At 42.1% G+C, this 15,252-nt stretch carries 11 protein-coding genes and 1 tRNA gene; 7 read left to right on the forward strand and 5 right to left on the reverse strand.

The features are described from left to right. Positions 1-56: 56 nt before the first annotated feature. Positions 57-1,022 (forward strand): T9SS type A sorting domain-containing protein, encoded by a 966-nt coding sequence (locus tag ACYVK4_RS07050; RefSeq protein ID WP_461126787.1) that lies wholly within the window; start codon positions 57-59, stop codon positions 1,020-1,022. Between the two features lie 218 nt (positions 1,023-1,240). Here the strand turns inward: ACYVK4_RS07050 and ACYVK4_RS07055 are convergent, their stop codons facing one another. Further along, positions 1,241-2,299 carry a PA0069 family radical SAM protein gene (locus ACYVK4_RS07055; RefSeq protein WP_461126788.1) on the reverse strand — a complete coding sequence of 353 codons (1,059 nt, stop codon included), beginning with the start codon at positions 2,297-2,299 and terminating at the stop codon, positions 1,241-1,243. Positions 2,300-2,460: 161 nt separating this feature from the next. After that, positions 2,461-4,440 (reverse strand): ABC-F family ATP-binding cassette domain-containing protein, encoded by a 1,980-nt coding sequence (locus tag ACYVK4_RS07060; RefSeq protein ID WP_461126789.1) that lies wholly within the window; start codon positions 4,438-4,440, stop codon positions 2,461-2,463. 94 nt (positions 4,441-4,534) lie between these two features. On the opposite strand from ACYVK4_RS07060, the gene ACYVK4_RS07065 reads away from it, so the two are divergent. The 5 genes from ACYVK4_RS07065 (at position 4,535) to ACYVK4_RS07085 (ending at position 10,116) form a co-directional block, all read left to right on the forward strand. Continuing rightward, a tRNA-Thr gene (locus tag ACYVK4_RS07065) sits at positions 4,535-4,607 on the forward strand. 116 nt (positions 4,608-4,723) lie between these two features. Beyond that, the gene (locus tag ACYVK4_RS07070) at positions 4,724-7,909 is read left to right on the forward strand and encodes an Eco57I restriction-modification methylase domain-containing protein (protein WP_461126790.1); all 3,186 of its coding nucleotides are present in this window, start codon (positions 4,724-4,726) and stop codon (positions 7,907-7,909) included. 65 nt (positions 7,910-7,974) lie between these two features. Beyond that, entirely contained in the window at positions 7,975-8,976 is a 1,002-nt protein-coding gene (locus ACYVK4_RS07075) for a hypothetical protein (RefSeq protein ID WP_461126791.1), read from the forward strand. Positions 8,977-9,069: 93 nt separating this feature from the next. Beyond that, positions 9,070-9,489, forward strand: coding sequence for a hypothetical protein (locus ACYVK4_RS07080; protein ID WP_461126792.1), 420 nt, complete (start codon positions 9,070-9,072; stop codon positions 9,487-9,489). Between the two features lie 39 nt (positions 9,490-9,528). Continuing rightward, positions 9,529-10,116 (forward strand): hypothetical protein, encoded by a 588-nt coding sequence (locus tag ACYVK4_RS07085; RefSeq protein ID WP_461126793.1) that lies wholly within the window; start codon positions 9,529-9,531, stop codon positions 10,114-10,116. 151 nt (positions 10,117-10,267) lie between these two features. Here the strand turns inward: ACYVK4_RS07085 and ACYVK4_RS07090 are convergent, their stop codons facing one another. After that, positions 10,268-11,047 (reverse strand): DinB/UmuC family translesion DNA polymerase, encoded by a 780-nt coding sequence (locus tag ACYVK4_RS07090; protein ID WP_461126794.1) that lies wholly within the window; start codon positions 11,045-11,047, stop codon positions 10,268-10,270. A gap of 641 nt (positions 11,048-11,688) precedes the next feature. Here ACYVK4_RS07090 and ACYVK4_RS07095 point away from each other — a divergent pair. Further along, positions 11,689-12,039, forward strand: a complete 351-nt coding sequence (locus ACYVK4_RS07095) for a hypothetical protein (RefSeq protein WP_461126795.1) — start codon at positions 11,689-11,691, stop codon at positions 12,037-12,039. Between the two features lie 95 nt (positions 12,040-12,134). On the opposite strand, the gene ACYVK4_RS07100 is transcribed toward ACYVK4_RS07095, so the two are convergent. Further along, positions 12,135-12,581: a hypothetical protein gene (locus tag ACYVK4_RS07100; protein WP_461126796.1), complete on the reverse strand. Its 447-nt coding sequence runs from the start codon at positions 12,579-12,581 to the stop codon at positions 12,135-12,137. Between the two features lie 1,476 nt (positions 12,582-14,057). Continuing rightward, a complete protein-coding gene (locus tag ACYVK4_RS07105; protein ID WP_461126797.1) occupies positions 14,058-15,230 on the reverse strand; it encodes a hypothetical protein in 1,173 nt (390 codons plus the stop codon). Positions 15,231-15,252 lie beyond the last annotated feature (22 nt).

Genomic DNA, 15,252 nt, shown 5'->3' on the forward strand with positions numbered 1-15,252 from the left:
TATTAGAAGCTTTTCGCATTTCCAGTCATTTTACCATAACACATAACCCAAAAGAGATGAAAAAACTATTACTTCTAATACTGCTTCTAAGTGTCAAATTGGCATCTGCTCAATGTGTCGTCTCAAACGGTTACCTTTTAGACTATAAATCGACGGATGGAGCGGGTAATTGTACATTTACTTTTCAACCCGTTGTTACGGTAAACCAGACTGGCGCAGCCATAAAACTGGTCCGCTATACATTCATTTCAGGCTCAACATCTGTAACCGTTTGTTATAGCGGCAACCCTGTTGCCATTACAGACTGTAACGGGTCATTCACGGATCTACCCGGCGGAGCAAACCAAACATTGCCGGTTGCGACAATCGTTTTGCCGTGTGCAAGCACTAATTTAACCTTAACGGGTAGTCAGTCTGGGCAAGGCACCAGCACCTGCGCCACACAAACGTTGTTCAACGGGCCCTTACCAGTAAAACTCTTATCCTTTACCGGTACCTCTAAACCCAATGGTATTCTGTTAAACTGGGCTACCGAGTGGGAATCTCAAAATGAAGGCTTTGCTATACAAAAAAGTAGAGACGCCAAAGCGTTTGAAAGCATCGGGATGGCCAAAGGGCAGTTCACAACGAACCAGTTGTCAACCTATGAATTTATTGATAAGGACGTTCTTTCGGATAATACCTATTACTACCGCCTGAAGCAAAACGATGTAGACGGCACGAGCGCCTATTCAAAAATCATTGCGGTTCGGTATACACCCGATCAGGCCAGTGAAGCCACTATATTTCCGAATGCTACCTCTACGGGCCGATTCATGCTGTCGATGCCACAGGCTCAAGTCGCCACCCTTAAATTGTACAATACGGCAGGCGTTGATATACCGGTGAACGTCGATAAGACAGATGATCCAAACCTGGTTTCAATATCTGCCATTCATGCATTACCCAAAGGTATCTATGTATTGCAGGCGTCCTTTGAGGGCCAGAAATACAAAAAGGCCATCAAAGTAGTGGTTCAGTAATACGGTAATAGAGGGTAGTCATTTATTTCACCATTGTCCTGTTGTGCACAGATGAACGTAAAACCAACACAAGTACTGCATCCATTACCTAAAAAAACGTACGCTACACCGAAGGCGAAATTATTGGGGAATGTAAAAAAACTAACATTGAAAACCGGATCTGCCGCCGATGGCTTTGGCACATTTGGATAGTCTCTATACCCTTGCCCAATAGTTCGTCAGTCAAATAGCCCCATCTGCCCGGCAGGGCGGAACAGGTTTGTCGTCAATTCGGCGGGTTTCCGCCCGGCCAGGTATTTCTGACAGGCAATTCGATGCAGTTGAGCTATCTGCCGGGCATAGTGTCCCTCACCCGACATTCGGGTTTTAAAGCGCGAATCGTTCAACTGTCCGCCATGACAATCGGCAATCTGGTGCAGCACCCGGTCGGCCCGTTCAGGAAAGGCCTGCCGCAGCCAATCGGTGAACAAAGGCGCGACGGCACCGTTGAGTCGCACGACGGTATAAGCCGCCCAGCAGGCACCCTGATCGGCAGCCTGCTCAATTAGTTTTGGAATTTCGTGATCGTTGAGACTGGGAATAATGGGCGCCGTCATAATGCCAACGGGTACGCCCGCCCGGTGCAACGCGCCCATCGTTTTAAACCGCTGCGTAGCCGTAACCGTACGTGGCTCCATCAGTAAGCGAAGGGATTCGTTGGCGGTGGTCATCGAGATGGCAACACTCACTAAATTGAGTTCAGCCAATGGTTTCAGAATATCCAGATCCCGCAGAATGAGTGCATTCTTGGTAATGATCGACACCGGATTCCGGTAACGAAGGCAAAGCGCCAGCAGCTGCCGGGTAAGCTTGTACGTGCGTTCGGCGGGCTGGTAGCAATCCGTATTTCCCGAGAAATGAATGACTTCAGGTTTATAGGAACGCGCCTGAAATTGCTTTTCGAGCAAGGCGGGTGCGTTTTTCTTCACCATGATCTTACTCTCGAAATCGAGCCCGGCCGAAAAGCCCCAATACTCGTGTGTAGGTCGGGCGTAGCAGTAGATACAGCCGTGCTCGCATCCCTGATAGGGATTTATGGAAGCCGAAAAACCAATATCGGGGCTGTTGGGCCGGCTAATGATCTGCTTCGGCGTTTCCTCGAAGAACTGCGTTTTTATTGTTGGTTTCGGAAAGTCATCATCCAACGGATCGCCAGTCTCGTCAGGCTCATAATGATGCTTCGCAAATGAGTTGGCCGCATTGAACTGCGCCCCCCGCCCTTTTTTGTAATCGCCCATAATCATACAAATAAAACATATTTATATTTTATTTGTATGACAAAGTCAGTAAGTTACTTAGTCGGTAAGTCAGTAAGTTGGTAAGTCAGTAAGTGGCTGACGCGAGTGCCTTGCTCATGCGTCAGCCACTTACTGACTTACCAACTTACTGACTTACTGACTTAACTTAACTTCTTTTCCCACTCTTCCGCTTCGAGCATCGTGGTTTCCCACTCGTCCTGCAGCTTATTGATCTGGGCCATTACGTGGCGGTATTCGTCGTTTTTCGCTTGCATTAGCTTATCCTCGCCATAGGTAGCGGGATCGGCCAACTCAATTTCAAGGCGTTTTTTGCGTTCTTCCAGTTGTGCAATCTTGGTTTCGGACTCTTCGGCCTGACGGGTCAGGTTTCTAAGCGTCTTCTGCCACTCTTTCCGTTCCTCGTCCGATGCGCGGCCATTGGTAGCCCGGCCATTCGAATGACCATTGGCAGCGGGTGCCGGAGCCGTAACTGGCTGCATTTTAGAATTATCGGCGGGCTGCTTAGACGGGCCAAGGCCCTGCGCTTTCCGCTCTTCCTGCCACCACTCGTATTCGTCGTAGGTACCCGGGTATTCTTTGATCTGCTCATCTTCGATGTACCAGATCTTGTTGGCAATCTGCGAAACGAAATACCGGTCGTGGGAAACCACCACATAAGTGCCTTCGTACTGCTGCAGGGCCTGGATCAGGATATTCACCGACTGCATGTCGAGGTGGTTGGTCGGTTCGTCGAGCAGCAGGAAGTTAGCCTGCGAGAGCAGCACTTTCGCCAGCGCTACCCGCGACTTTTCTCCTCCGGACAATACTTTAATCTTCTTGAAGACATCGTCGCCCGAGAACAGGAAGCAGCCTAATACACCCCGCAGTTCGCCATCCGATTTGGTTGGATTCGCCTGTTTCAACTCCTCCAGCATCGAATCTTCTACCCGAAGCGACTCAAGCTGGTGCTGCGCGTAGAAACTGAACGAAACGTTATAACCCAGAACGCGCTCACCGTCAATAGGCTCAGAGCCCGAAATGATCCGCAGCAGCGTCGACTTACCGCGTCCGTTGGCCCCGATCAGCGCTACTTTGTCGCCCCGTTCGAGCCGAGCGGTGGAGTGCGTCAGGATACGTTTTTCGCCGTAGGCCTTCGAAATATCATCCAGGTGCAGAATATGCCGACCGGGCTGCTGCGAGAAGTTAAACTTGAAGTTCACCCGTGCATTGCTGTCGATCACATCGTCGACAAGCTCCATCCGTTCCAGTTGTTTCACCCGGCTCTGGGCTTGCTTGGCCTTTGAAGCTTTGGCTTTGAAGCGTTCGATAAACCGTTCTGTCTGCCGGATTTTGGCCTGCTGGTTCTCAAATGCCCCTTTCTGAATTTCGTTACGCAGAGCTTTCTCTTCCATGTAGTAGGAATAGTCACCGGCATAATAATTCAGCTTGGCACCCGACACTTCTACGATGGTATCGACCACGTTGTCGATGAACTCACGGTCGTGAGAGACCACAATAACGGATCCTTCGTAGTTCTGAACGTATTTTTCAACCCACTGAATGGACGGTAAGTCAAGGTGGTTGGTCGGCTCATCGAGCATGAGCAGCGATGGCTTTTCCAGCAGCAGTTTAGCGAGCATTACCCGCATGCGCCATCCGCCGGAAAACAGCTTCAGCGGCCGGTGCAGATCGTCGGTCGAGAAGCCCAGCCCTTCCAGGATTTCTTCAGCTCGCGACTGAATCGTATAGCCATCGAGTGCATCGAACTCCTCCTGCGCCTTGCCCAGTTTATCAACCAGATCATCGGTATAATTAACCTCCATCTGGTGAAGTAGCTGATCAATCTTGATCTGTAGTTCATTTTGGCGGGCAAATGCCTGCATGGCCACCGAAAGGATCGATTCATCGGTCTGGTACGAGAGCAGATCCTGATTCAGGAAGCCAATCGTAACATCCCCTGCTTTGGAGATAGTCCCTCCGTCAGGCTGATACTCGCCATTGATAATACGGAGCAGTGTCGACTTGCCGGTACCGTTGAGGCCGATGAGGCCAATTTTCTGGTTTGGCTTTATATGTAGCGAGGCATTGTCATAAAGTGCCCGGCTACCGAGGTAGTACGATAGGTTCGTAATGGAAATCATAATGCAAATTTACCAAAAATAGAACGGATACTTGCGTTCTTAAATTCCACTCTATTATATTTGCACTCGCAAAAACGCTAAAACGCGTTTAAAAGCCTCCTTAGCTCAGTTGGTAGAGCACTTCATTCGTAATGAAGGGGTCGTAGGTTCAAGTCCTATAGGAGGCTCTTGATAATCAAGCACTTAACTTAATAGTTAAGTGCTTTTTTTATGCCTATTGCAATACAAATTGCAATACATTTTACTACATTGCCCTATCCTAACCTTTAACATTACTTGTTGAATGCCACTATTTCAGCCCTCCGTTTTAAAAACATACCTTTCGCAAATTGACAATTCCGCTGTTCAGACAGCATGGCAATCGTTTCATACATACTTTGGTAATCCGGCTATTCAGCAAAATATAAGGGATTCTAAAGAGGAACAATTTCAGGAGGGCTTTCTACGGGAATTATTCGGTAAAGTATTCGGCTATACGCTTAATCCTGAACCAGACTTCAACCTACTCACTGAATTAAAGAACGTTAAAGACAGCAAAAAGGCAGATGGTGCAATCGTTCGGAACGGCCAGGTAATAGCGGTAATCGAGCTAAAATCAACAAAGGTTACCGATCTGGCAGTAATCGAACAACAAGCCTTTGCCTATAAGAATAATCAACGAGGTTGTACTTATGTCGTTACGTCTAATTTTGAAAAGCTCCGGTTCTATGTTGACGATGCTATAGAATTTGAGGAATTTAATCTGTTCACGCTTGATGTTGACAGGTTCCGGCTTTTGTACCTCTGCTTGTCTCTACCAACGCTTTTTGGTGGCTTACCGGCAACGATCAAAGCGGCATCAACTGTACAGGAAGAAAACATTACAAAGAAGTTATACGCTGATTATTCGACCTTCAAACAACTCCTGTTTGCCGACGTATTAAAACAGAATGAACAGTATGAACCGTTGCTACTGTTTCGTAAAACACAAAAGCTACTTGACCGCTTTCTGTTCATTCTATTTGCGGAGGACAGGGAGTTGCTACCGCCAAACTCAATTAGTGAAATTCTTAATCAGTGGCAAACCTTACGAGATTTAGATGAAGATGTACCCTTGTACGGACGTTTCAAAAAATATTTTGGCTATCTTAATACAGGGTATAAAGGTAAGAAGCACGACATTTTTGCTTACAACGGCGGTTTATTTGCACCTGATGAGGTGTTAGATACGCTTATCATTGAAGACCAGTTACTATATGAGCAAACGGCTAAACTCACCCGGTACGACTTTGAAACTGATGTTGACGTTAACATATTAGGCCATATTTTTGAGCATAGCCTAAACCAATTAGAAGAACTTACGGCTGGTATTAATGGCCGAACTGTTGCGTATAAAGACACCAAAAGGAAACGGGAAGGGGTATTTTACACACCTAAGTACATTACTCAATACATTGTCCGGCATACTCTTGGAACACTCTGCGACCAAAAAAAAACTGAGTTCAGAATAACACCCGATGACTTTACGCCCGACCAACGCAAGGCAAAAAAACGGGAACTGTTAACCCGGCTGGATGCGTACCGGGCGTGGTTACTGACCGTTACGGTACTCGACCCCGCCTGCGGTTCAGGGGCATTCCTTAATGAAGCGTTAGACTACCTGATTACTGAACATCGGCAGCTAGATGAGATGAATGCAAATTTGTTAGGTATTCCGCTTGTACTGTCTGATGTAGAAAACAGCATCCTAGAAAACAACATATACGGGGTTGATCTTAATGACGAATCAATTGAGATAGCAAAACTCTCGCTCTGGCTACGAACGGCAAGGCGGGGACGTAAACTATCCTCTCTGAACCGAAACATCAAAGCGGGTAACTCGCTCATTGCGGATACAGCCGTTGGAGGTGAAAAGGCGTTTGACTGGCAAGTTGAGTTTGCCGACGTATCTGCAAACGGCGGCTTTGATGTAGTAATTGGAAACCCGCCCTATGTACGGCAAGAATTGTTAGACAAGAATCATAAAGCATACTACATTCACCAGTATCGGAACGTAGGTAACGGTACGGCTGATTTGTACGTGTACTTTTATGAAAGAGCTTTAGGCCTCCTTAAACCAGATGGATACTTAGGCTATATCACGCCTAACAAATTTATTAAGGCTGGATACGGCAAAAGCCTACGGGGGTATCTGTCTAGTTTTGATCTACAACAAATCATTGACTTTGGTGAATTGCCAGTTTTTCAGGATGCAGGTACGTTTCCGGCTATCCTGATTGTTCGTAAAGCATCAAATAAAACAACACACACAACCTTTGCCAAAATTCAAACTTTAAAGTTTGACAGTTTGGAAAATGAAATACAATCTAAAAGAGTAACTGTTGCACCAGAAAAATTAAAACAAGAAAATTGGCAATTAGCAGGTAATGATGAAGGAGCAATTTTCGATAAAATGCACAAAATAAGTGTATCTCTAGGAATGTATACGGCAGGAAAAATCCACTATGGATTAAAAACCGGCTATAATGAAGCGTATATAATAGATACATTGACTCGCGACAGACTTATCAGTGAGCATCCGTCAAGTGAAAGTGTAATTAAGCCATTCTTTGTTGGGGACAATATTAGAAAATACCATATTGAAGGTATTGGCAAAAAGTATCTAATTTATATACCTTGGCATTTTCCATATCACTTAGATCAGTCAATATCAGGAGCTTCTGTAATTGCTGAAGAAGAATTTAAAGCACAATTTCCAGCGATATACAATCATTTGTCAAGTTATAAAGCTGAATTAGAAGCACGAAACAAAGCAGAAACAGGCATTCGCTATGAATGGTACGCTTTACAAAGATGGGGCGCAGATTACTATGAAGATTTTGAAAAGCCAAAAATCATTTACCCTGTAATTGCAAAAGAACCACGCTTTTCATTTGATCGTTCGGGGGCCTATTGTAATGATAAGGCGTTTACCATTCCGATAAATGATTTCTATTTACTTGCTATTCTTAACTCTAAATTAATCTGGTCTTATCTGAAACGTGTGTGTTCTGTGTTAGGTGATGAAGACAAAGGAGGGCGGCTAGAATTACGCTCAATTTATTTAAAAGACTTACCCATTGCACAAACTAATAACAAAGAGCCATTGTCTACTAGAGCAGAAATGATGCTTAACCAGAATGAAGCTTTGCAACGGCTAAAAGGTCAGTTCCTGCAATTACTTCAAACGCAGGTCGAGTTGCCGACTATTAGTCGAAAGCTGGAGAATTGGCCAGAACTTTCTTTTAAAGATTTCCTTGCTGAACTAACGAAACAGAAAGCAAAACTTTCACTCAGTCAACAATCCGAATGGATGACTTTTTTAGCCGAACAACAAGCCAAAGCTCGGACTATTCAAACTGTACTCGACCAAACCGAACGAGAAATAAATCAGCTTGTCTTTGAATTGTACGGCCTGACAGATGAAGAGATTTCAGTAATAGGAAATTAATATGTCTTTTCACCTTATGCATGTTGCACTAAAGTAGTGGACCAACGTAAAAAAACAATCGAGAAATGACTAGGGAACAACTTTTACAATTTTATAGCGGCACTGATTACAAAATTATACGAAGAAACCCAGCACGCCCAAGTGAATGGCATATTCCATTACTTATAAATGAGACGATCAAATCTCACCCTGATGTATTAAACGAAATAAAAGAAAAAGCAGTACAAGGAAGGAGTGAAATCAATCTAACAAATACAAATTGCTTAGACTTAAGAGCAACTCTTTTACACGAGTCAATATTTAATTTGTATAAAGCATTTTATAATTACTTAGCAACAAAAAGACTTTACAAGGGGGGTGCAGAACATTGGATTGAAATAACAAATTATTACTCAAAGTTATATTTAGCAAGATCAATTAATACACTGGCAGGGATTCAAACGTATTCTGTTCAAGGGAATAGAAGGTACTTTAACAGAGAGGTACTTGAAATAATAAAACCTAAAGACATTATTAAATTTGATAATGGTGAAAGGAGAGTAAATTACACAATCGATTTAAAATTAAATATAGAAATTGGCGAAGGTAAATTAATTTTTCATAAGCAAGGAATATCTACTCACAAAGATATATGGGATGTTTATAAATCATTGAAGCCAGAAAATTTAGGCTTTTACAGATTAGATGAATTTAGTACTGATGAATGGGATCTTATTGACGAAAGGAATAAGGAAAACTATTCATTCGACGGGTATTTTCAAGTTGATTTTAATTTACCACCTATATCTTTTGAACAATACTTCGACCGTCATTACCTAATTGAAACAAGCAAATTTATCTATGATGAGACAGTTGGCAGTGTCTTGCAAAATTTTCAGGAGATTTATCATCTATTAAATGAAATGAATATAGATAATCTACCGATTGAGATTGAAAAATTTCATCACATGATAGACTTTATGCTAGACGATAGCGAGGAGAAAACAAAACTTATAGATTTATGCGAACGAGGATTCCCACTTGAAAATGAGTATCAATGGGAAATCAACTCATATTATGAAAGATAATCTTTGGCATCAAAGAGTATACCTCTTAGTAACTATGAAGTGTTTCCTTTTACCACTTATTGCATTTGTATTTTATTTTTATAAGGGTTATTTATGACAACTTATCTTTTTAAACTATCCTTAAACGAGCTAAATGAACTTTTAGCGCTTTACCCAAACCTCGGCAAGAATAGTCATGTTGGTAACATTGCGGTTAGAGTAGTTGAAAAGTATTTCTTATACTTAGATCCTAACTCTACATTCAAAACTGGAACGAGGGGAGCAGATTTAGAAGTATATTATTCAGGGAAGATTGAATATTTTGAAATTAAGGGAACAACAGATTCAACAATAGCATGGCCGAAATTAAAAGTTTCTAGCAAAGCCTGCTTTGACGCATTAGTAAATGGAATGCAATTAATAAGAGTCACTAATATCGGTTCACTAGATATGCAATTACACTTCATGAAATATGGTGAGGACTTTACTTTAATACCTGAAGATCGATGGTCTGTTGTAAAAATCAAACTATAAATTTCTAAGTAATTAATTCAAAATTAAATCGCTATTGAAATGGACAAAGCTATTGAAGAACTCTTTAAAACATTTAACCACATTGCTAGGGAAATTCAAATCTATTTAATAAGCGGACTTTTAATCATTTTCGATATATATGTAATTGACTTTTTTTATTACGATTGCTCATTGTATAGTATAACTAATCAAAATTGGTTTATTCTTCCTATTGTAGTTTTATCATATGTGTTAGGACATATAAGTATGTCTTTTTTTGGCCTCATATTAGAGTTACCAAAACTGGACAAAAAAATAAACAAAATTCTAGGGTTTGAATACGATGTAGATTCTAATTTATTACCTTCTATATACAGCCAAGATAAGTCGGCTTATTCTCATTTCATTGAAAGATATGTTCTTTTAACCATGATGAGATGGAACATGAGCGCTGCGTTATTTATAAATTTTCTCGTAGATTTAACATACACGTTATTTCACTCTTTTAATTGGCAAATCCTTCTACTAACTATTTTAAGTTTACTGTCTTCTATCATGATGTATATACTTCAAGTAAGAACAGAAAAGGATTATTCCGATAGAATACAATCAATGAAAGACGCTCACCTTACTAAAAATTCAGTGTAAAGCCGTTATTAATACCAAATTAAAAACAGTCGAGCTTTTCGAGTTATGTACCTAAAAGTCTGTATTCACCTTAGGTCAAAGCTCAGACTGTCAACTTTGATTAGATAATTGTAAACCAAAATACATTTAAACTGGTGGTTAGAAATCCCATTTAATGAGCTGTCAGAATATCTTTCCAGCTTGTGGTGTAACACCGGGATAAATGCTCCCGCCGATGGACCCAATCAGGTTTACCAGTTTGAGACGCCAGACGCACAAAATCCCGTCCATGTCGGTAGTTTAGCTTGTTAACAATGCCCGATAGTTTTAGTAAGCGCTCATCTGGCCCTTCAACAAATACACCTTTTCGCCGGTAGTCGAATGGAACAAAGTTAGAAAGAATCAACCCCACCTTTTGATAATTGTAGCCAAACTGAAAGATAGACTTGAGGGCCGTTTCGCTGTAATATATAAGCTCAGTGGTGCTACTGGTTGGATGAGGTAACTCAATCGTTCGGGAGTTGTAGTACTGCTTACTGAGTTGACCGTTGCCCGGTGTTCGCCTAAACCGATTGGTGTGCAGAAACACGGTGAGCGTACCACATAGCGAGTCTTGCTTTCTCAATTTCTCTGCCGCCCTAGCTAAATGAGTTGTCAATGCTTCAATGATCGTTTTCTGATACGGTACCATACGGCCAAAGCTGGGAGCCGACACAATGGCTTTTTGGGGCGGTGGGCTTATTTTCAGCATCCGACAAGGAAAGCCCCGCAGTTCATGTACTAAGCGAAGGCCATTCACGGTCATGACGCTGTTGATCCAGTCATCATTTGCATCACGTAGCTGGGCAGCCGTAGTAATACCGTACTTTTTGAGCTTACCCGCGTACCGGTGACCGACGCCCCAAAGATTACCTATTGGGAGATTGAAAGCCTCTTCAATACCCCAGGTCAAACAACTTCACGGAAATTGGCGGGGGATGAAAAAAAATACCGGTCTCGCTGGCGGGGGTCCGGGCGGTAGCCCCGGAAAGACAGACAATTCTTTTTACAAAATCAGGCTGACGATTTACTGAGGGAGGGGGGGTATGTAAAAAGGGTATGTGCTTGCCTGAAAACACGTACCCCATAAAAATTTTGTACCAATTTTTGACACCTCTTTACAGATAACAAAGTGTATAGGAGTAGGTATCAGACTGAAATCTCAATAATGCAAATATCTGAATAATAGTAAGTTAACTTTATAAAATATAGCTATGTTACCAATGCCATTAACTAACTTATTGGTAATCAACGGCATGATTTATTTTGTACTACATATCTACACTCTCAACACGGTTACTTAAACGTCAAACCTGTTTTTTGCCGTATCAAATCTCATTCTCTTAGAATCAAACCAGTAGCCGTATGGGTAAGAATTGCCCTTTGATTGTATCTGATAGAGCATGGTGATAGCACGGTGATCCGTGTAAAATGAATGTAGGATAATGGTGTGGACTATCCTCAGCACCTGTAGACATAGCATCTATTGTAACAATGTGTGACAATAACTATATTGTATTCGTAATCAAAGGATAAACTTAACGGATAGACCAAATGAATACCTCAACCTATTGCATTAGACACAAATCAAATCCCTTTGCAACCGAAAAAAAGACCCACAGTACAACGATCTTTAGCCCGGACGGATACACCCTTAATTTGCTCTGTAATTTATCAGCAAGAGCTATACGAGTGTTGTTGATCATTGCCGCCAAACATGATCCAGAAACGGGAGTATGCCGATGCTCTAAACTGGATATGAGAAGAATACTATCCACTTCACGCGATAATCTAAGCCATGCGACCGGTGAGTTAGTTGAAGCCGAATTGCTGGCAAAGGGGAAAGAATTGGATACCTATTTTCTTAGTCCAAAAGTGTTTAGAGCCGTCCATATCACGCAATAGGCTTTACGCTTCTATCTCTAAATAGCATAACGAACAGAATTTAGTGGTAAGATGCGCTTGACAAGCCATCTATTCGGTGCATTATGGCTATGGTACTAAATCAGCAAATCCCATTTTTCCAAGTATTTACCTTCCTTGTCCATAAAAACTCTCACTGAGTTATCGTTATGAACCTGTCCTTGTTTACCAGGCGTATTCAACCAAAGTTGATGAGAATCTCGAGTTGTCTGGGCTACTATTTCACTGGGAACAATGAAGTAGTCTGGGCGTTCCTGAATACCCTTCAAACTGACAAAGACGTAAAAGTGATTCTGAGAGTATATATTTTCGGCTTTCTCGCTAAGTGGCCATTGACGCCTTTTTACTTGTGTGGTCTTGACTTGAATAGCAAACATTTTTTTGTCTGCCAGCTTAGAAGCATGAATGTCTATGCTATCGTTGTTGCGTAGCGTAATAGAGGCCATGAAGCCACGTCGTGAAAGCTCCGCAGCTACAAAATATTCCCCAGCAATGCCAGTTAAACCAGCTGAAAGTTTGTCCATAACCAAACTAAGTCAAAAGTCTCTCTTAATTGCCCGAAAGACGCCTTGCCAGCTTTCTTCAGCCAAACTGGTTCGACTCCTTTGACAAAAATACTGTAGAAGGGCGGCTCATACGCGGCCTAAAGTACTATTTTTTTGCTTTGAATAGTGGATTGATTGCCATCTCAGAAGTCTAGTTCTTATTTTGGCGAAACGGTTGTGATTACTAAGCTGATTTCTCGTCGAGTGACGAATTATCTGAGCGGTGCCGTATTTCCTTTCAGAAATACTCTTCTAACAAGGCCAATTTACGTTTGATTGGTTATTGCCATTTTTTATGATACGAATCGATCATTCAGCAACCAGGAGTTGAAGGAAGCGATACAGAGCAATCCCGGCTCGTTGTGAAGCGTAGTGAGGGTGCTGGACCGCAACGAGTGAACGCTTAGACAGGCTTAATTGAGCCGATTTGGACATAATCAATGTAGTTTGTACGGAAAAATTTACTGAAATGACTCTTCTCGACCCCATTTACTTACATACAACCAACTGAAAAAACTTGACCTATTCAAAGATTCTATATAACATATATAGAATTTAGCAACATTTTTAACCAAAAAAGGCAGCACTTGTAAAAGTGCTGCCTTTTTTAATAACAAGTATTCGTAACTTTATACCCGTTGATGTCTTCCTGGCAGATTGCCATCAACGTAACTCAAAATAATTACTGTAATGCAAACAAAAGTTTTTTTTGTTGTTGTGGTCGTATATCTACCTCAACAACCTCCCCCACCCACACCAAAGCGGAAAGTGGGTCGGATCGAAGTGATCCTGTCAATATTGACGTTCATTAAAATGCTTCCGGTGGAAACGAAATCATTTTTAATTGAACACATCCACCACCTGTTACCTTGGACTCATTGGTTATTCTAATGAGTGAGCACTTAAGCGGTTGAATGAGTCTAGAGGGGTTTGAGCATTTGTAGCTTCAGCTGTACATGATTAAGCTCCTCTAGATTAATCACCTCACAAATATATTTATTTTATTTAAAATAAAAAAATTCTTAATTAAAAATTCATAATACTACTCACTGATTATCAATGCTTTACAACTAACAAAAATTACTGTAACTACAAAATCCTTCAGAAGTTACAAATGTAATGCCTTGATAAATAGAGGGTTAAAAATTATAAATTTAAATTATTATGTAATTTTTAAAAAATCCATCAGTTTGCTGGAAATAGGCTTTTCGCTAGGCTACCTCATTTGGAACCCAAGCATCAAACGCCAGTTGCTGAATAATATTCAAGTCAAGTATGCAACGGTGGTGTTTAGTATTCCATGGCAGACCGCAGCTAGTGACTTTTTCGGCATAGGTCAAGCTTTTCTAATTCTTTCAAACGGTTCGCCTTCACCTGTAAGATCAACTCTATTTGCTTTTGGGTTGTATTTTCTATATCAAACATGAGTTCATTAGGCTAGGAATTTTAATGGCCTTAACCGTTGCTGGTTGGTTTACGAGCTTGTAATGAGGCCAAGCCTAACTGACTGAAAGCTGGATTTGTGCGCTGCCACTCAAAAAAACTGGTAGATTTTATTTTGGGTTGGGTATCAGATTGAACTACTTGCTCTGGATGCCCTAATTCTTCATCCTGACTTTTTACTTTTACCTGCAGTTTGACAACCCTGCTAGGTGCTAGACCCCTTACAAGGCCGTTAGCGCTTAGCAGGGTTGTTTTGTAGTTAACGGTTGCATCAGGATAGATGGGAGCGGATAGGCCATAGCGGATACCATCACGTATTGTTTTTCGTGATTTGGCAAAGTTCGGCCATTCTGAGGCTACCGTTTCGAGAGCGTTAATTACTGTCTGCTCATCTAATAACCCACCAGATATATAGCCTCCGGCTAACTTTGACTCTCTCAGAAGCGTAGCATGCCGCTGCCCCTCACTCGCAGCTTCAGTACGACGAACTAACCAAGTCAGGACCATATTCTGATTAGGGGCACCGAAAGAACTTTTTGGTGAGTAAGAAGGAACATAAGCTTTTCGTTGGGGTGTATGCGTCCCAGTAAGCACAGTGGCATTCTCGTTGATATAGGGCAATTCATCATAACTAACAAACCGTAAATCAGTCGGGTTACCCCCCTTCGTTGTATCTAGCTTTATGCCGAATTTTTGAGTAAATAGCTTTTGCAGGTAACGGAAGTGAGCCGCCAGCGTTTCGGGGGTTTGATGATCTGGTAGGCGAACGACAAACCAGAGACCGCGCCGGACGGAAAATGCGCAAATAAGAACGAAAGGTAACCGAGCTAAATGCTTTTTGAGTTCGGCCATATCCACACCAGGGTTGTCCTTTTGATCAACATCTCCCATCATCATCGGCCATTGCTGTTGAATTTTCTCGGCAGGAGATGTATCTTTTTTACGGTGGTTAAGTAAAGCCGCTGGCGTAAAGGCGGGCTGGTATTTTTTTAACAGGTTTTGTATATTTTTATCTGGCTCGGCGCATATGGCCTCTGTACTAACCTGATAAAAACGAGTGGTTGCCATGCGCCGTAGAGTGGTCTGCTGCGAGGGGACATTGGCGAATGTATCCCGTTGATGATCGTACTCAAAATAGCTAATGGGTACGTCTAACAGAGTGGGACGGTAGGGTTGATTATCCATACTGCTAACTGCTAATAAAAGT

It is taken from the genome of Spirosoma aerophilum (genome assembly GCF_054782495.1).

Bases quoted from the DNA above. Each gene is read 5' to 3' on its own strand.
- ACYVK4_RS07060 (WP_461126789.1), bottom strand. From the start codon at position 4,440: ATGATTTCCATTACGAACCTATCGTACTACCTCGGTAGCCGGGCACTT.
- ACYVK4_RS07105 (WP_461126797.1), bottom strand. From the start codon at position 15,230: ATGGATAATCAACCCTACCGTCCCACTCTGTTAGACGTACCCATTAGC.
- ACYVK4_RS07100 (WP_461126796.1), bottom strand. From the start codon at position 12,581: ATGGACAAACTTTCAGCTGGTTTAACTGGCATTGCTGGGGAATATTTT.
- ACYVK4_RS07080 (WP_461126792.1), top strand. From the start codon at position 9,070: ATGACAACTTATCTTTTTAAACTATCCTTAAACGAGCTAAATGAACTT.
- ACYVK4_RS07085 (WP_461126793.1), top strand. From the start codon at position 9,529: ATGGACAAAGCTATTGAAGAACTCTTTAAAACATTTAACCACATTGCT.
- ACYVK4_RS07075 (WP_461126791.1), top strand. From the start codon at position 7,975: ATGACTAGGGAACAACTTTTACAATTTTATAGCGGCACTGATTACAAA.
- ACYVK4_RS07095 (WP_461126795.1), top strand. From the start codon at position 11,689: ATGAATACCTCAACCTATTGCATTAGACACAAATCAAATCCCTTTGCA.
- ACYVK4_RS07050 (WP_461126787.1), top strand. From the start codon at position 57: ATGAAAAAACTATTACTTCTAATACTGCTTCTAAGTGTCAAATTGGCA.
- ACYVK4_RS07055 (WP_461126788.1), bottom strand. From the start codon at position 2,299: ATGGGCGATTACAAAAAAGGGCGGGGGGCGCAGTTCAATGCGGCCAAC.
- ACYVK4_RS07070 (WP_461126790.1), top strand. From the start codon at position 4,724: ATGCCACTATTTCAGCCCTCCGTTTTAAAAACATACCTTTCGCAAATT.